Below are 18,178 nucleotides of genomic sequence, written 5' to 3' on the forward strand. Positions count from 1 at the left end.
CAGAAACAGAGCGCACAGAAAAAAACCATGACCGAAAACGAGCTGCTTAAATAGTAAGCGGCATAGGTCCGCTTGTTGCGGAGCACATGACTAAAGGCGAAATGTCGAAAGGTCATGCGTATCCCCTCCGAGCAGCGATAGCATATCGATAATTTTCTGAAAAAAAACCTGCCGGCTGCTGCCCCGGTAAATTTCGTTATAGAACTTCCCGTCCTTGATGAATATAACCCGGTGGCAGTAGCTCGCAGCTACGGCATCATGCGTAACCATAAATATCGTCGCCTGCTCCTTCTCATTCAAGGCGGTAAATGCCTCCATCACTTCGCGGGAGGATTTCGAATCCAGATTCCCTGTCGGCTCGTCAGCCAGGATCAAGGAAGGGCGGTGAATCATCGCCCGGGCGATCGCTGTTTTCTGCATCTCTCCGCCGGATACCTCGAATGCATATTTCTTTAACAGTCCGCCGATCCCTAGTCTTTGCGCGATGGCTGCGGCCCTGCTCTCCATTTCCCGTACTGGCGTGCCATCCAGCGTCAATGGAAGCACAATGTTCTCTTCGATCGTCAAGGTGTCCAGCAAATTGAACTGCTGAAAAATGAAGCCCAGCTTACGGCGGCGGAACAATGCAGTATCTTCCTCGCTCATCTGATGCGGCTCTCTTCCTTCGATCAGCACGCTTCCTGACGTTGGTTCATCGATCGTGGCCATGACATTCAGAAGCGTCGTCTTGCCGCTGCCGGACGGCCCCATCACGCCGACGAACTCCCCGCGTTCCATTCGGAAAGTAACACCCTTAAGCGCTGGCGTGGGAACTTTGCCTTCGTATATTTTTGATAAAGCACGCACTTCTAGAACCGACATAGCTCAATATCTCCTATCTGACAGGGATGATCATAGTATAAGTTCTTCCGCCTTCACGAAGCCACATCTTAATCTTACACTTCCCTTACAACACTGTAAGCTTGTGCTTATGAGACGAATCCAAGGCTAGAATATTATTCGGACAAGAGTACCCCGCCTCTCATCCGACTCTATTTCAAGCTCATGGCCCAGTTTACGGCAGATTTCGTTGGCCAAATACATACCCATCCCCGTCGATTCCTGAAACCTGCGGCCATTCTCTCCCGTGAAATAAGCGTCGAATACGCGCGGCAGGTCACTCTCCGGAATACCGATTCCTTCATCCTCGATTTCCAGCATGGTTCGCCCGTTCTTTGCGTAAGCACGGAAATACAGACTGCCGTTCTCCTTTAACGTATAACGGACGGCATTCGTGATCAGCTGGGTCAACACAAAGGTCAGCCATTTCTCGTCGGACACGACGGACAGCTGCGGTTCCATTTCTATGACCGGAAATACCCTTCCGCGAATGAACAAGCGTTTTTGTGCCGTAATCAACGAACGGACTAATTTCTCCAATCCAAGAGTCTCCACATAAATATCATGCTCGAATTGATCAAGACGGGCGGTATAAAGCACCATATCTAGCCCTTTTCTCAGCTTGTCCAGTTCATCAGCGATCGCCACCGATCGTAAATCGCTCTCCTGCTGCACCATCAAATGAACGACAGAAATTGGCGTCTTCATCTGGTGCACCCACTGGTTGATGAAACGGATATGACCTTCGATCTTCTCCGTCTGCCCGCTCACCTCGGAGATATAATGCCGATATTGCGATTTCAACAGGCGATGCAAGCCCTCGGATAACGGCGATGACGGCTTCACATCGGTGAAATCCCCGATCGATTCGGCCGGTTCCTGCAAGCGGCGGTAGAAGGAACGATGCGTCAAATAGCGGAACACTAAATATCCGGCCAGGAGGCAGCTGCTCAGCAGCACCGCATACATGCTGACCGCAGCATTACGATGGCCGTCCAGCCAATAAACAAAGGTAATGACCGCAAGTTGAATAAAGTAAATGACAACGACGGGCCGCTGCTCCCGCAAAAACAGCCTCATGGCGTGTTCTCCCAGCTGGGAACGAGCCGGTAGCCCAGCCCCCGCACGGTCTGAAGCGCATCCTCGATGCCTAGCGCGGACAGCTTCTTGCGAACCCGAGTTACATATACATTTAGCGTGTTGTTATCGACGAAAATTTGTTCATCCCAAATTTTCTCCAACAAACGGTCTCTGCTGACCACCTGCTCTGCTTTTGTCATCAGCTCATCCAATATTTTCATTTCCGTATGGCTCAGCTCGATCCTCATCTCATGAAGGAACAAACACAACCGTTCCCGATCCAAGCGAAGACCGTGCACCTCTACCGGGCGGCCTTCTGCTTGCGCCGCATATGTTCCATAAGCTCGGCGAAGATGGCTATTAATTTTGGCCAGTACGATATCATAATCGAACGGTTTTGTTATATAATCATCCGCTCCGTTATCAAGCCCCATCACCTGATCCATTTTGCCGTCGCGGGCAGACAGAAAAATGATCGGACAGGTCGACAAGCTGCGGATTTGGCGGCACCAATAATATCCGTCATACTTTGGCAAATTGACGTCCAGCAGTACGAGATGGGGAGCAAACTCCCTAAACTGCGTAAATATGCTCTCGAAATCAGTTACAGCAAAAGTCTCATAATCAAACTTATGCAAATATTCCTCCAGAAGCTTGACCAGCCCCTGATCATCCTCGACAATGAAAATTTTGAACATCATCGTTCTCCTTTTTACTACCACGATCTAAAAGTGGCCTGTGGTTCTTAGCCTCTTCTATCTTAGCAAAGAAACGCCCCTATATGCGAAAAAGAAGCCCTGCTGAACTGCAGAGCTTCTACTCATTTTCAATATTCCTCATGCCGCTTGTCTTTGTGCCTTGTCCTGGACAGGAGTTTGACTCCGCCTCCGATAAGCACAAGCGAAACAATAAGCGGCCGCAAATAGCTTGTAATAAACTGGTTAATCCGGAATTCCGGGAGGAATCGGTCGAATAACGGAATCACAAGGCTCATCGTTACATAGTAGATGCCAAGCAGCAGCAGAATCAAACCCAACCAATTCTGGTTATCGCCTTTCCAATCCAAGAGCGGACGATCCTCAAGCTGCAGAACCCGGTCATATCGGCTTGCTGCCTGTAATCCGTCAAAGAAGCTGTAGAACCAGATGACCGGAACAATAAATAGAAACAAGGACAACCGCAGAACATCGATAATATAGAAGCTGCCCAGGAACAAAACCATCAGCTGCAGACCGCGCTTCTGCATCCCGAGGTACATTTGGCCAGCCCCGGGAAAAGCAGACAGCAGCGTCGCCAGCACCTTACTGCGTTTTCCTTCCACCCGGCCCGATTCCCATTCGTCAAACAGCGTTCGATCGACTAGCAGTTCTCCTGCCTGTTTGCGGTGAACCAGCTGCACAGCGTCGAACATGCAGTACAGCCAAATAATCGGCAACAGGCCGAGGAATAGCAGAAACACGGTTTGATGCGTCAACCCGGTGACAACAAACATAATCGTGATTAAGCCGAAGAAGCTGATTAGAAAGGACAGACCCCGCTGCATTAAACCGAGCTGAAAATGACCCAGCCCGGGCACGAACGACAGTAAAATCGTATAGAAACGCTCTGCATCAGCTTCGCCTTTGCGCGGCGTCTCGTACGGATAGGCGGACATATCCGCCTCGGGGGCACGCAGCAGAGTGATGATCAAATCCAGCATGCAGATGCACCAAAGCGCAAATGCACAGATAGCGGCGGCAAGCATAAATTCCCCTTCATTGCTGGCAACGGCAGCAAGGAAGCCAAGCAGCAATCCCCCGAAGAAAAACAGTGGATATAAGACCCCCCTTATCCTGCGTCCCCAATACAAGTGGCCTAGGCCGGGAATGCAATTTAGAACGAATGCCAGCATTTTATTTCGATAACGAGGCAATAGAATCCCTTCCTTTCATGTAATTTATTTAAGGTTTCAAATGATCAATCCAGCCTGCGGTTCTGTCCATAATTTGCTTGCTTACGGACGGCTTGGTTGAAGGAGGCAGGATATGCTCGGTCCCGGAGCTCAGGTGATCAAACGCACCCAGCGATAACAGGAATAAAGTAATCGACGCCGCAATGACGTAATTAAACAGCGGGTGCTCCCTTAAGCCTTTTTTCCGGATTAACGGCTCCGCTGATTCTCTCACTGGCTGCGCGTCCCCATGGATAGAAGTCTTGCGCATCACCGCTTCGATGAATGCTTCCTCCTGCTGCAAGCCGGGCAGTTCCTGTTCATGTTCAGCTAACGCAGCCATATAAGCTGCCAGAGCTTCGTCGTCATGCAGCAGCAATACTTCGGCCTGCCGTGCCTGCTGCTCACATAGTTCTCCTCGGATGTATTTATCCCAGCAGATTTCCCTGCTCTGCTCATTTCTAATGTCCTGCCCCTGGTCATTCATCGCCACTCCTCCTCCTTCCAATGCTCGCGAATCCATGATCTTGCCCGGTATAATCTCGATTCTACCGATTTCACCGCAATAGACTGCTCCGCTGCGATAACATCGTAGCTCTTGCCCTCTAAATAAAACGCCGTAATGATATCCCGATGCCCCGGCGGAAGCGTCAAAATACGGGTTCGCAGCTGCGCTTTGCGTTCCTCATCCATCATTTGCTGCAGCACATCGTCTTCCTGGGCTGGTGCGATATGTAACACTTCCGCAGGATCCCACTGCTCCTCTCTGCGGCGATCCCGTTTCCGCTTTAAATCGATTGATTTATGAATCGCAATACGTGTCAACCAGGTTTTGAAGCCTTCAAACCGGTATCCGGGGAGAGATTTGTATACTTGTAAAAATATTTCCTGTGCGGCGTCCTCGGCTTCCTTATGATCATGAAGCACGGAATAAGCGACCCGGAACACATATGGCCCATATTGGCTGACCAATTCACGGAATGCTCCGCGATCGCCCCGCTGTATTTTTAGAATAAGCTGCTTTTCCTCAATGACTCTCCCCTCCTTCCCATCTATATAGACGAAGCAGCCTGGTGCCGCCCCTGCAAATTATTTGAAAAAACTTATAATTTCTTTATATCATAACAAAGACGCTGGCGATTCCGTGATCGCTAGCGTCTCTACCTCCCAGGCTAATCTCTCATATCTCTTCATTTGCGGTTGTAGCGATTCAGTCATACCGATGGATACGAACCCGAAGGAAATTATAGATTTCCTCCGGGATATTCACATTACAGCACGATTCGAGACCCTCGAAGCCTGGCGAAGAGTTGGCCTCGCATATTTTATAATGGTCGCCATCGAAAAGCAGGTCGATCCCTGCGATATCCAAATTAAGAATCCGTGAAGTTTCCAGCGCAAGCCATTCGATTTCCGGCGTAATTTCATAGGGCTCCACCAAGCCGCCCCGCGAGAAATTGGCCTTGAAGCTATCGCTTCCAGAATAGCGCTTCATGGCAGCCACTGCTCGTCCGCCGATCGTAATTACCCGCAAGTCTATGCCCCGGCTCGTTTCGACGAACTCCTGCAGGATCATCGTGGCATCTTCTTTATAAGCACTAATCATTTCAATTAAATCAATAAATTTGTTGCGACTTTCGGCCAGGAACACGCCGCAGCCCTGGGAGCCCGCAATCGTCTTCACCACGACGGGAAAACCCAGATGCTTGTCCACCAGATCTACATCAACCTTCGAGCGAATCAGCATCGTTTTGGGAACGGGCAGATTATGCTCCGCCAAAATTTGCAAGGTATACATTTTATCCTTTACCGTCTCAATGCTCTGGGACGAGTTGAACGTCTTAACGCCCAACCGCTCCAGATGCCGGATTAATGCCAGACCAAAATAATTCGTCCCGGCCCCCATACGCGGCAGGACGAAATCCGGCAGCTGCAGTACTTCGCCGTCGACCATAACGCTCTTGCGGTCATCCCGGGTAACGATCAATTCGAACTGCTCCGGTGAAAAAACGCGGACGTCCATACGGTGTCTTTCCGCCTCTTCCAGCAATCGTTTCAGTTCGAATGTTTCGGGTCTTACTTCGTTGGTAGCGCTCTTGTAAATGATCCAGCCTTTCATGACATTCTCCTCCCGATCTAATGAATGCACAAACTGGTCTATAGTCAAGATGTCCTAGCACTGCATACCAAACATAACATATTTCGGCCCTACTAAAAAAGAGGAAACCTCTCCTTGGAGAGATTTGGAATTGCTAGGGTTACTAGCACCAAACTCTCCAAGGAGAGGTTCCATTTCTTGTAACACAAATTAGATTATCGCCCCAAGCTCCGGAATTTCTGAGCATATGCCTTGGCATCCTCAACCGTGTGGACGCGGTTACGATTCCACTCCAGCAATATCCGGTCGATATAGCGAAAGTGCACTTTGCCGGCGAAGACGGCTTCCTTCAATGCCAGCAAAATAAGTTCCTCGGGGTAACCATCCTGATCCACCCAGCTTGAAATCGTCTCGCATTCCATCGGCGATAGGGGTCTTGCGAACTCTTTTTCGAATATAACGAATAGGTTCCGTTCGTTCGCCTCCGGTTTGGCTGCTTCCGGCTCACGCTGATGGCTCTGCTGCCGCAGCGCGGCCCGTTCTTCAGCCAAGCACTGCGCCAGGCGTTCATACATCCCAGCCAAATTGTAACTCTCAAACTGGATGCCTGTGCGTTCGTCCCATTCCATATCGATGGAGATCCATTCATTCTTCATCAGCCGCTGAATGACGGAGGAGACCTCCCCAGGCGCTTTTCCCATCCGCTGCTCCAGCTGCTCCATCGAAGGAAAATCATTATGCTCCAGCTGCTTGTATGTAACTAGCTGCAGCAGAAGCATGACTTCCGTATCACTTAAACCGAGTTTTCGGTAATGTGTCAGCAGAGAGGAGGGTACATGCACAACACCTGCTTCCATACCGAATGCGACTCCTTTTGCCCACACCTTCCAACCATCGGTCAATGCCATACGTCCTCACCTTTCTCATCCTTACGAACCCGTACTTGTATTGTATAACGCAGATGACGTCCGGGCTACTGTCCTTTTACGGATAAAGGCGATACAGCATCCGCGGGAACGGAATCGTCTCACGGACATGATCCAGTCCGCAAATCCAGGCGACCGTCCGCTCGAGACCAAGCCCGAAGCCGGAATGCGGTACTGAGCCGTATTTGCGCAGATCCAGGTACCATTGGTAAGCTTCCGGCGACAGCTCGTGTTCCTGAAAGCGGGCCTCCATTAATTCCGGATCGTCGATCCGCTGCGAACCGCCGATAATCTCTCCGTAGCCTTCCGGAGCAATCATATCCGCGCAGAGTACAACCTCCGGACGGTTAGGATCAGGCTTCATGTAGAATGCCTTAATGCCGGCAGGATAATGCGTGATGAATACCGGCTTGTCGTACTGCTCGGCAATCGCTGTCTCATGCGGCGCACCGAAATCCTCGCCCCAAGGAAGGTCAAAGCCTTTCCCATGAAGAAACTCGATAGCTTCGTCATAAGTAATCCGCGGGAACGGGGCTTGAATGCTCTCCAGCTTGGATATGTCGCGGCCAATCGTCTCCAGCTCAGTCCGGCAGTTCTTCAGGACGGATTGAACGACGTGCGTAATAAACTGCTCCTGAACAACCAGGCTTTCTTCATGTTCGGTAAAAGCCATCTCCGGCTCAATCATCCAGAACTCGATCAAGTGACGGCGGGTCTTGGATTTCTCCGCCCGGAATGTCGGGCCGAAGGAATACACCTTTCCAAGCGCCATCGCCGCCGCTTCCATATAAAGCTGCCCGCTCTGCGTCAGGTAAGCATCCTCGTCGAAATATTTCGTATGGAACAGATTGGTCGTGCCCTCCGCGGAAGTTGGCGTCAAAATCGGCGGGTCGACGAGTGTAAAATGATTCTGATCAAAGAACTGCTGGATCGCTCTGATGATTTCCGCGCGAATAACCATGATCGCCCGCTGCTTCGAGGAACGCAGCCATAAATGGCGATGATCCATCAGGAAATCAACGCCGTGCTCCTTCGGTGTAATCGGATAGTTTTCCGTCAGATGGATGACTTTGATTTCCGTCACCGTCATTTCATATCCCGATTGGCTGCGCGGCTCCTCACGGATGAGACCTGTCACATACAGCGAGGATTCCTGGGTCAAGCTTTTTGCCGCATCCCACGTCTCCTCGGATACTTCGCTTTTGACGACGACAGCCTGAATGTAGCCTGTGCCGTCACGGAGCTGAAGGAACTGTATTTTACCGCTTGAGCGTTTGTTGTTTAACCAGCTGCCGATGACCACTGTCTCGCCGACATGCTCGTTAACCTGACGAATCACCGTTTTGTTCGCCATTTATGAACATCTCCTCTAACTAAGCTGATTTATGCATTCTTTTTATTAACAATATGATGGGTATCCCGGGCAATGACCAATTCCTCGTTCGTAGGAACAACAAGAACCTCTACTTTGGAATTTGGCGTGGAAATGCGCCGCGGATCGCCGGAACGGATTTTGTTCAGCTCTGGATCAAGCTCTACGCCAAGATAAGTCAGGTTTTCGCAGACCTTCTCGCGCACGATCGCCGAGTTCTCGCCTACACCCGCCGTAAATACGATGACATCCACACCGTTCATTGCCGCTGCATAAGAACCAATATATTTGCGAAGACGGTACTCATACATTTCAAAAGCAAGCGTCTCGTTGGGTTCGCCGGCTTCCAGCCCATCGGTAATATCACGCATATCACTGCTGCTGCCGGAAATTGCCAGCAAGCCGCTGTGTTTGTTAAGCATGGAGTTGACTTCACTGATCGAGAGCTCTTCTTTGTTCATGACAAACGTGACGACTGCCGGGTCCAAGTCACCGCTGCGAGTACCCATCATGAGGCCTTCCAGCGGGGTAAGACCCATCGAGGTGTCAACGGACACGCCGCCTTGAACAGCGGTCAAGCTGGCACCGTTACCGATATGGCAGGTAATGATCTTAAGGTCTTCGATCGGACGCTCCAGGTAAGCTGCAGCCGCTTTGCTTACATAGTCGTGCGACGTGCCATGAGCCCCATAGCGGCGTACGCGGTGTTTCTTATATAATACTTTCGGGATCGGATATAAGTACACCTTCTCCTCCATCGTTTGGTGGAAAGCCGTATCGAAAGCCACCACCTGAGGAACGCCTGGCATATTTTTCTCTGCCGCGTTTATCCCCATAATTGCCGGCGGATTGTGCAGCGGAGCCAGGTCGAACAAACGGCGAATTTCGGATTTTACTTCTGGAGTAACAAGCGCCGAGCCTTTAAAGAATTCCCCGCCGTGAACGACGCGATGCCCGACGGCCTGAATTTCCTCGACGGAATTCAGGACGCCGTGCTCTTTATCGGTCAGCTTCTCCAGAACTTTACGAATTGCAGTCGTATGTTCCAGAATTTCGCTAACCTCCGTAACTTCCTCTTTGCCTGTCGGCTTATGGGTCAGAATGGAGGAATCCATGCCAATCCGCTCAACGAGACCTTTCGCCAATACGGATTCATCATTCATGTCATACAATTGATATTTCAGGGAAGAGCTTCCCGCGTTGATTACGAGAACTTTCATAGCCGGTCACCATCCTTGTCGTATTTGAAAAATCCTTCACCTGTCTTCACACCCAAATTACCGGCGCGGACCATCTTTTTCAATACGAAGGAAGGGCGGTATTTCAAATCGCCGAATTCGCGGAACATGCGCTCAAGCGCCGCCAAGACGGAATCCAAGCCGAAACGGTCAGCCATTTCAAGCGGACCGTACTGGAACTGATAACCGACGCGCATGGCATTGTCAATGTCCTCTGCCGTAGCAACGCCTTCGCCCAGCACGTGCAACGCCTCATTAATCATGACGCAAATGATGCGGGAAGTGACGAATCCTGGTGATTCATATACCATGATGCCGCGTTTATCGACAACTTCCTCCACAAAATGCTTCGTTTCTTCAAATGTTGCATCCGAGGTTTTCAGTCCGCGGATAATTTCCACGAGGTTGATCTTGGAAACAGGATAAATAAAGTGCATGCCGATCACGCGCTCGGGATACATGGTCGAGCCGGCGATCTCCGTCAAGCTGAGCGTGGACGTGTTGCTGGCCAGAATAATATTGCTCGGGCATACGTGATCGAGCTGCTTGAACACTTCTTTTTTGGCATCCAAATCCTCCGAAATGGTCTCGATAACCATATCACAGGTACCGAGTTCGGCAAGATGGGTTACTTTATGGACTTTGGATAAAATCAGCTTCTTCTCGGCCTTCGTAATGGCCCATTTCTCCAGCTGCTTATCCAAGCTTGTCTCTATCATATTATAAGCGTGGTCCAATTTCTCAGGCGTTTCCTCCACTAGCAGCACATCGAGTCCTTTGGCTGCCAGCATTTCGCTGATCCCCTGACCCATCGTGCCGCCGCCGATGACACCTATTCTTTTGAAGTTCATGGTTCTCTCGCTCCATCCTTTCATCATCTACACATAATATTGTACCCTTCATGTCGAATAATACAATTTTTTATACCCAACATATAATAATATCTTAGCACGGACAAAAAGTAAAAAAAATAACCGGCATACGATTTATGCCGGTAAAAGTGCACTGTCACCAAATTGACATCTAAATTGCTCCCCAGAGAGGCGTTCCTCTCGCAACAGGATCTCCAGTGACTTGTCGAATGCCGCCGAATGATCAAGCAGCAGCTGCTTTGAACGAGCCGCCAGATTATCCAAAATCGCGGCGTTCTCCTTCATGAGCACTTCCTTGGTCATCATCTCCATATTGACGATGCCAAGCGATGTTAACCCTGAAGTCATCATCGTATGCACGATGTTGATCGCCTGCTCAAAATCGTTGCTGGAACCGGTGCTGCGCTCCCCGTAATAAATTTCTTCGGCAGCCGCTCCGGCCAAAGCGATAATGATCTGTCCTTCCAAATAAGCTTTTGTGTATAAATATTTGTCTTCCTGCGGATTGTGCCGGACATAACCAAGCGCTCTGCCGCGCGGACTCAGCGCAACCTGATTCACGCTTCCCGGTGCAACTACCTCGGCGGCGATCGCATGACCCAGCTCATGAATCGCAACGCGCCGTTTCTCTTCTTCTGTAGACACCCGGTCAGTCCGTTCACCGAGCATAACCTTGTCAATGGCCATCGACAAATGGCGCTGCTCGATTTCCTTCTTGCTCTCTCTCATTGCATAAATTGCCGCCTCATTCATGACGCTTTCGAGCTGCGCCCCGGAGAATCCGAAGGATTCCTCGGCGACCTTCTCCAGACTCACGCTGTCATGCAGCGGCTTATTGTTGGCGTGAAGCTCCAAAATATGCATACGGCCCTTCTTATCCGGCAAATCGACCTGGATATGGCGGTCGAACCGCCCCGGGCGCAGCAGGGCGCTGTCCAGCATTTCCTTGCGGTTCGTCGCCGCCATAATTAAAATACGCGGTGTTTCCGTAGAATAAATACCGTCCATTTCCGTCAACAGCTGATTCAGTGTTTGATCGTATTCGCGCTGCTGGCCGCCTTCTCTTTTACCACCGATCACATCGATTTCGTCGATAAAGATAATCGCATTGTCCTTGTTATCTTTAGCGGCACGTGTCCGCGCTTCCTTGAACAGTTCGCGGATCCGTCCTGCCCCGACCCCGACATACATCTCTACGAATTCGCTGCCGGAGGCGGCGACGAAGACGGAATTCGTATAGTGGGCTGCGGCTTTGGCCATCAAAGTCTTACCCGTTCCCGGAGGGCCTGTCAGCAAAATCCCTTTAATTGGCCGAATGCCGAACTGCTTGATTTCCTCATGGCGCACCATGAAATCAAGCGCTTCCTGCAGCTCCTGCTTAGCGCTTTCCTGGCCGCCGATTTCTTCGAAAGTCAGCTTCGCCGGTCCCGCCTTTTTTCGCTTCCGCTCCTGAGCTGCGCCAATCGCAATGCCTCCGCGCATTTTAAGCACAGTGAATACCGCGCCCACCATCAGGAGTGCGAAGATCAGCGGAACTACGTTAAGTCCCATATAAGCCATAAAAATCAATAAAACAGGAACAAATCCGGCAATGGCTTCCCACATCCATTTACGCATTTGGCCACACCCCCATTTTTTGCGGAATGCGTGGCAAAATAACATACTTGCTTGCAGTTCCATAGGTCAACGTCACATAGACGTTCTCATCATCCATATCCGCGGTCGCCTGCAGCGCTTCGTGCTGCTGCACCAGTTGATCCAACGTATGCTGGATTTCGGTGTATTGTTTGTTTTCCATCGCCTGAGCTACGGAAAACAGCGTTTCACTCCATATTTTATCTAAATCCGGTGTTGAATGGTCCGTCACTTCCAGCTTCAGGTTGCGATTGCCGAGCAGCTTCTTGCCGTCTTTCTCAATGTGTCGGACAAGTCCACCCATATCCGTACCCGCTGCAAGATCAAGTTTCAACCCTACCTCTTTAGGGGTAATATTAAATTGAACGCGATTTACGCCCTCGTATTGCTTAACCAGCTTTTGGAACGGGGCTTCAATCGCCCATTGGCGATAGCCAAACCAACCGCCAAACAGCAGTATGGCAGAGACAGCAGCGATAGCGACAGTTTGTCCGATACGTAATTTCATTCGCGGCTTCCTCCTATCCTATATTGTATATATAAATTATTGCATTAAATGATATACTTCGATCTATCACAAACTACAAATAAGAGTATAACATATAGTTCGCGCAATATCGAAACCAAAGTATGAATATATTTAAAATTTTTAGGGAATTGCAAAGAACCTCGCTCCACCCGAGCGAGGTTCTCCCTTTTTACTTTATGGATATCGCAGCTTAATCAACGATTCGGCAGCGTAAATTTATCAGGCAGAATCGAGCCGTCACTAAACTTGAAAAACTGATAGTAGTGATGCTCCTTCTCCTTGTAAAAGAGCTGCCAGACATATTCGCCCTCATAGATCCCCGGCATGAGCCTGACGATTCTGATTCCCGGCAGCTGGCTTTTGATGATATCCCGGATCTGCTGCTCGCTTGTTCCGCTGCTAAGAAGCTCTTCATGCGCTTCCCCGCCTTCCGGCAGCCAGACCATCAGTTCCTCACCGTTCTCGTTTTGTCCTTGAACTACCCAGCATACCTCGTCCCACACTGATTTCCACGTCTTGTCGACCGATACGATGCCCGTTTGCTGTTTAGCCGTCTGAATCGCCGCTGATTCCTCATTCCAAGTATCCTGCATGATGTATACATAAAAACGATGAAGGCCAAAGAGCACAAGCAGCAGAATGAGGATAGAAAGCAGGATCCATTTGGTTCTCTTCTTCAACCTTCTCTTCCTTTCCTAAACAAGCTTGAGGCTATCTGGATAACAGACCTTCAAAAGCCGCCTGTGCTTCATGGCGAATCCGCTCTTCATCCAGAGTGAGGCAAGCGCCGTGCTTAACGATTTGCTTCCCGTCGACCCATACATGCTCTACATCTTTCGGTCCGGCGGAATATACGACATGAGAAACGTAATCGGTTCTCGGTACAAAATGCGCCTGCTCGGTGTTGAGCGCGATGAAATCCGCTTTCATTCCTGCGGCAAGTTTGCCCGTATTGTTAAGGAACACGGATTGGGCCCCGTATTCTGTCCCCATCCGCAGTGCCTCCAGCGCCGGGACTGCCGTCGGATCTCCTGATACCCCCTTGTGAATCAAAGCGGCGAGACGAATCTCTTCAAACATGTCTAAATTGTTGTTGCTCGCTGCACCGTCGGTACCAAGCGAAACGGTAACCCCCGCTTTCAGCAGTTCAGGAACCCGCGCAACGCCGCTAGCCAGCTTCAGATTGCTTCCTGGATTGTGTGAAATCGCAACTTTATGGGCAGCGAGCACTTCAATCTCTTCATCTGTCAAATGAACGCCATGCGCAAGCAGGGTCGGACGCGAGAACATGCCCAGCTTTAGCAAATGCTCCACCGGTCTTGCTCCGTAATCGGCGACGTTTTGCTCCACCTCGGCCTGCGTCTCCGACATATGTGTATGCATCGGCAAGTCAAGATCATGTGCTGCCTGCACGAACTGCTCAATGTAATCCGGCGGGCAGGTATAAGGCGCGTGTGGCGAAATCATCGCCGTAATCCGGCCGTCCGCCTTGCCGTGCCAATTGCGGGCAAAAGCAACCGCTTCATCCAGCTTCTGCTTCTGTACGTCAGGCGGGCACAGCCCGATCGCCCCGCGCATCAGTACCCCGCGGATGCCGGATTCTTCCGTCACCTGTGCGACCTTGTCCATATGATCATACATATCGAGGAAGGTTGTCGTCCCCCCCTTAATCATCTCCAGTACGGACAGCGCAGTTCCCCAGTACACATCATTCCCTGTGAACTTCGCTTCCATCGGCCACATTTTCTCCTGCAGCCATTTTTGCAGCACCATATCGTCCCCGTAACCGCGCAGCAGCGACATAGCTGCATGACCGTGCGTATTGATCAGACCAGGCAAAAACAACAGGCCTTTTCCGTCCATAACTTCCGCATTCTCGCAGCCTTCCGGACGCTCGGAGCCAATATAGGTAATAAGGTCGTCCTCAACGAGCATATAACCGTTAACGACAGGTTCTTGTTCTTCCAGAACGGCAAACGTACCGTTTGTGATTAGCAGTTTACGACTCATTCGAAGTAAGTTCCTTTCCGTCATTCAAATAGTAGGCAAGACTAAGCAGGTCCGTCGTGAAATCAGCCGCATGTATTCTTACCTCCGATGGCACCTTCAAAATAGTTGGCGCGAAGTTAAGAATCGCTCCGATCCCGGCGGCAACAAGCTGATCCGCCACGCGCTGGGCCTCGAAATCAGGAACCGTAATGATACCGATCCGTATGTTCATCGCTTGTACCGTCTCCACGAGCTCCTCGATCGGTTGAACGGTAATATTGTTGATCTTGGTGCCAATTTTGGACGGTGAGGCATCGAATACCGCCACGATTTTCATATTGTCCTTCAGGTAGGCATTATAGTTAGACAGCGCTTGGCCTAGATTACCAGCTCCGACAAGAGCTACATTGATCTGCTGATCCAGATTCAGGATCTGCCGGATTTTTTCAATGAGATAGGACACGTCGTAGCCGATGCCTTTACGGCCAAAATCCCCAAAATAAGCGAGATCCTTACGGATTTGCGCGGGATTAAGATCAAGCTTCTGACCCAATTCCTGAGAGGATACCGTAGGCACTTCACGAAGGCTCAGCTCATTGAGGAAACGCAAATACACTGGCAATCTGCGTACAACCGCATCGGAAATTTTTTCTGATTTCATAGCTTTTCTCCCCTTATAATGGCGCGATATGAATTACGGTTATTGCTCCTTTGCCCCCTGGACTTCGTGAACATCCAGCCATTCGGAAATTCTCGGTACCATTTGCTCGGTCGGCATATGTTCCATTTTCGGCCCAGGCAGCGAATATAAGAAATATTTCCCGTAGTAAGATTCCAAGATGCGCGTATCGTACACCACCACTATCCCGCGATCCTGAGAAGAGCGCACCAGGCGTCCAAACCCCTGTTTGAAGCGGATGACGGCCTGCGGCACGGACAGCTTCATGAATGGGTTCTTCTTCTCCTTCTGAAGCCTTTCGCTCTTCGCCTCGACGAGAGGATGGTTCGGCGGCTGGAATGGCAGGCGGACAATAGCTAGGCTGGTCAGCGCCTCCCCCGGTATGTCCACGCCTTCCCAGAAGCTGCTCGTGCCGAGCAGCACGGATGCTTCCTGGCCCTGGAATCTGCGGGTCAGCTTCGTGCGGCTGCCGCTATCCATTCCTTGGCCGATGACGGTAATTCCCTCGGAGGATAATTGCTCCTTCAGCGGGTCATAAACCTGGCGGAGCATCCGGTATGACGTGAATAACACCAGCATCCGGCCGCGCGTTGCTATTGCCGTCTCGGCTAACGACTGCACCAGCATCTTCACGAAATGTTCATCCCCCACGCTGCCTTTAACGCTCGGGAAATCACGCGGAATGACGAGCAGCGCCTGGTTTCTGTAATTGAACGGCGAAGGCAGCATGGAGGTCAGCAGCCTTTCGCTGTCAGCGGCTTCCTGCAGTCCAAGCTGTTCGATCATGTACTGGAATGACTTATCCACGGACAATGTAGCCGAGGTCATAACCACGCTCTTCTTTTTGTCGAAGAAATAGTTTTTGAGCTGCTGGCTCACATCGATCGGGACCGCGTAAATTTGCAAGGAGCGGCTGCGGTAATTCCCGTTACCTTCGATCCAGTATACGGTGTCCTCGTCATCAAGCTTCATAAACGTACGGATCGCTTCCCGCTCTGTCGCCAAGTCCTTGAGCAGACCGCTGATATCCGTCAGCAAGCTGTCCGCCCCGTAATCCTCCTGCTCGTCCCGGATGTCGTTCAGCACCCGTTCCCCTTTGCGGACGATATCGCCCAGCAGCACATAGATATGATTCTCTAGCGCGCTGAGCGTATCCCAATCCTTAGGTTTCTTGTGCGGCAGCAAGCGAAGAACAAATTGCCCCGGGTCGCCAGGAGCCGCATCGCTTCGTTCCGGCATTAGGGCGAACAGCATTTCGCTCAGCTTGTCCCAGCTTTCCTTCACATCTAGCAGCGAAGGATAAATGCCATCGATTACACTGCACCAGTCCGCGGCTTTCTCGCCGGGCGTACTCTGCAGCAGCATTCTCAAACTAGGCAGCTGCCCTGTCTTACTGTCCTTGAAAAGGCGGGTTAATGTGTGTACGACCGTGAAGTATTTCATGTGAAGCCCCAAATGCTTGCCTGCCACATCTTCCAAATGATGTGCCTCGTCGATGACCAGCCGTTCGTACCCCGGCAGCAGCTGATGCCCTGCCTGGATATCCGTGAACAGCTTGGAATGGTTCGTGATCACGACATCAGCTACGCCAGCCTCGTGTTTAGCCCGGTGGTAGTAACATTTGCGAAACCATGGGCAGGAACGCCCCAAGCAGGAATCAGAATCACTGGCCACCGTCTCCCAGAAATCGCCGCCGCGGCTGCTCAAATTTAGTTCCTCATCGTCGCCCGTTTCGGTCTGGGTCAGCCATACGATCATCTGGGCTGCTGTCATGACATCTTCTTTGGGAGAAACGAAATCTCTCCTACTTATTTTATGTTCAAATTTGCGCAGACACAAATAATGCTGTCTTCCCTTAAATACTGCCGCACGAAATGGAAATGGCACAACGTCCGTTAACAAAGGGATGTCCCGCTCGCGAAGCTGCTCCTGCAAATTGATCGTGTGCGTACTGACCATGACGTTCTCGTCGTGCTTTACGCTGTGATAAATGGCTGGCAGCAAATACCCGAGTGATTTCCCCGTGCCAGTTCCGGCCTCGACAAGCAGGTGCTTGTCTTCGTCGAAGGCGCGCATTACTTCCGCAAGCATCATGTTCTGCGCCTCGCGCTCCTCATATCCTGGCAGCTTGGCGCGCAGATGTTCACTCACCTGCTCCTTGAACTCCGTAAAGCTGATGTTATCTAGCGGATTGTCCAGCATATTCTCCCTAGCGGGCATAATATCCATCCAATCCTCCACTTGCAAAGCGTACTGGCGGTAATACGTAAATCCGTCCATGTCCTGCTCGCCCTGCAGCTGTCTTTCCTGCAGCGCAGCATCAAAGAACCAGCCCAGATCGCTGTCTTCCCCTGCAAACAGGTCGGCGAGCCGCTGCACCGTGAGAAGCGGCAGGTCGTTTAATTCATCCAGGCATTTGAGGAATATATAAGCCGTGGCCAGCGCATCGCTGTCAGCTTGATGGGGCCGGTCATGCTCTATGCCGAACTCGGCAGATACCAGACCGAGCTGATAAGAACCAAGCGAAGGGTACAATATTTTCAAAAAATCCATCGTATCCAGAATGCGCCCGGTAAAAGGCAGGTAGCCTGTTTTGTCCAATGCGCTCTGAAGATAATTAAAATCAAAAGCCACGTTGTGGCCGACAAGCACGACATCGTTTAGAAGCGGAACCATTTCCATCATGACTTCATCCAAGTCCGGCGCATCTTTGACGTCATCCTCGGTAATCCCCGTCAATCCTGTAATAAAAGGAGGAATCGGTATCGTCGGCTTGATGTACGAATGATATACCTGGGAAACGGTCAAATTATCATCTATAATGGCAAGTCCAACTTGAATGATCTCATCGGAGGACTGATTGCCCGTTGTCTCAAAGTCAAGTACAGCATATTTCATTTCTGTTCTATGGTCCCTTTCGTTCCAGTCTCTATTTCTCTTAACAGCATAAC

At 50.7% G+C, this 18,178-nt stretch carries 17 protein-coding genes; all 17 read right to left on the reverse strand.

The window, feature by feature from the left end; translation table 11 throughout:
* Positions 1–90: 90 nt before the first annotated feature.
* Complete coding sequence (locus tag GNP95_RS06505; protein WP_155610079.1) at positions 91–861, reverse strand: ABC transporter ATP-binding protein; 771 nt, start codon at positions 859–861, stop codon at positions 91–93.
* A gap of 126 nt (positions 862–987) precedes the next feature.
* Positions 988–1,959, reverse strand: coding sequence for a sensor histidine kinase (locus GNP95_RS06510; RefSeq protein WP_155610080.1), 972 nt, complete (start codon positions 1,957–1,959; stop codon positions 988–990).
* Positions 1,956–2,657: a response regulator transcription factor gene (locus GNP95_RS06515; RefSeq protein WP_155610081.1), complete on the reverse strand. Its 702-nt coding sequence runs from the start codon at positions 2,655–2,657 to the stop codon at positions 1,956–1,958. The genes GNP95_RS06510 and GNP95_RS06515 overlap by 4 nt, the downstream gene beginning before the upstream one ends.
* A gap of 128 nt (positions 2,658–2,785) precedes the next feature.
* Positions 2,786–3,850, reverse strand: a complete 1,065-nt coding sequence (locus GNP95_RS06520; RefSeq protein ID WP_196427100.1) for a hypothetical protein — start codon at positions 3,848–3,850, stop codon at positions 2,786–2,788.
* Positions 3,851–3,899: 49 nt separating this feature from the next.
* Positions 3,900–4,376 (reverse strand): hypothetical protein, encoded by a 477-nt coding sequence (locus tag GNP95_RS06525; RefSeq protein WP_155610083.1) that lies wholly within the window; start codon positions 4,374–4,376, stop codon positions 3,900–3,902.
* A complete protein-coding gene (locus GNP95_RS06530; RefSeq protein WP_230873720.1) occupies positions 4,373–4,861 on the reverse strand; it encodes an RNA polymerase sigma factor in 489 nt (162 codons plus the stop codon). Before GNP95_RS06530 ends, GNP95_RS06525 begins: the two co-directional genes overlap by 4 nt.
* A gap of 238 nt (positions 4,862–5,099) precedes the next feature.
* Positions 5,100–6,008, reverse strand: coding sequence for an ATP-grasp domain-containing protein (locus GNP95_RS06535; RefSeq protein ID WP_155610084.1), 909 nt, complete (start codon positions 6,006–6,008; stop codon positions 5,100–5,102).
* A 194-nt stretch (positions 6,009–6,202) separates the two neighbouring features.
* Positions 6,203–6,895, reverse strand: coding sequence for a DnaD domain-containing protein (locus tag GNP95_RS06540; protein WP_155610085.1), 693 nt, complete (start codon positions 6,893–6,895; stop codon positions 6,203–6,205).
* A gap of 76 nt (positions 6,896–6,971) precedes the next feature.
* On the reverse strand, positions 6,972–8,267 hold the full coding sequence (gene asnS, locus GNP95_RS06545; RefSeq protein WP_155610086.1) for an asparagine--tRNA ligase: 1,296 nt from the start codon (positions 8,265–8,267) through the stop codon (positions 6,972–6,974).
* A 29-nt stretch (positions 8,268–8,296) separates the two neighbouring features.
* Positions 8,297–9,505, reverse strand: coding sequence for an acetate/propionate family kinase (locus tag GNP95_RS06550; protein ID WP_155610087.1), 1,209 nt, complete (start codon positions 9,503–9,505; stop codon positions 8,297–8,299).
* Positions 9,502–10,374 (reverse strand): 3-hydroxyacyl-CoA dehydrogenase family protein, encoded by an 873-nt coding sequence (locus tag GNP95_RS06555; RefSeq protein ID WP_155610088.1) that lies wholly within the window; start codon positions 10,372–10,374, stop codon positions 9,502–9,504. The genes GNP95_RS06550 and GNP95_RS06555 overlap by 4 nt, the downstream gene beginning before the upstream one ends.
* A 135-nt stretch (positions 10,375–10,509) precedes the next feature.
* Positions 10,510–12,012 carry an AAA family ATPase gene (locus tag GNP95_RS06560; RefSeq protein WP_155610089.1) on the reverse strand — a complete coding sequence of 501 codons (1,503 nt, stop codon included), beginning with the start codon at positions 12,010–12,012 and terminating at the stop codon, positions 10,510–10,512.
* Positions 12,005–12,538 carry a hypothetical protein gene (locus GNP95_RS06565; protein WP_155610090.1) on the reverse strand — a complete coding sequence of 178 codons (534 nt, stop codon included), beginning with the start codon at positions 12,536–12,538 and terminating at the stop codon, positions 12,005–12,007. The genes GNP95_RS06560 and GNP95_RS06565 overlap by 8 nt, the downstream gene beginning before the upstream one ends.
* 215 nt (positions 12,539–12,753) lie before the next feature.
* Positions 12,754–13,239 (reverse strand): cell wall elongation regulator TseB-like domain-containing protein, encoded by a 486-nt coding sequence (locus GNP95_RS06570; protein ID WP_155610091.1) that lies wholly within the window; start codon positions 13,237–13,239, stop codon positions 12,754–12,756.
* 31 nt (positions 13,240–13,270) lie between these two features.
* A complete protein-coding gene (locus GNP95_RS06575; RefSeq protein WP_155610092.1) occupies positions 13,271–14,569 on the reverse strand; it encodes an amidohydrolase in 1,299 nt (432 codons plus the stop codon).
* Positions 14,559–15,209 (reverse strand): redox-sensing transcriptional repressor Rex, encoded by a 651-nt coding sequence (locus GNP95_RS06580; protein ID WP_155610093.1) that lies wholly within the window; start codon positions 15,207–15,209, stop codon positions 14,559–14,561. The genes GNP95_RS06575 and GNP95_RS06580 overlap by 11 nt, the downstream gene beginning before the upstream one ends.
* 39 nt (positions 15,210–15,248) lie before the next feature.
* Entirely contained in the window at positions 15,249–18,125 is a 2,877-nt protein-coding gene (dinG, locus tag GNP95_RS06585) for an ATP-dependent DNA helicase DinG (RefSeq protein WP_155610094.1), read from the reverse strand.
* Between the last annotated feature and the right edge of the window lie 53 nt (positions 18,126–18,178).

It is taken from the genome of Paenibacillus woosongensis (genome assembly GCF_009725165.1).
GTDB lineage: Bacteria > Bacillota > Bacilli > Paenibacillales > Paenibacillaceae > Fontibacillus > Fontibacillus woosongensis.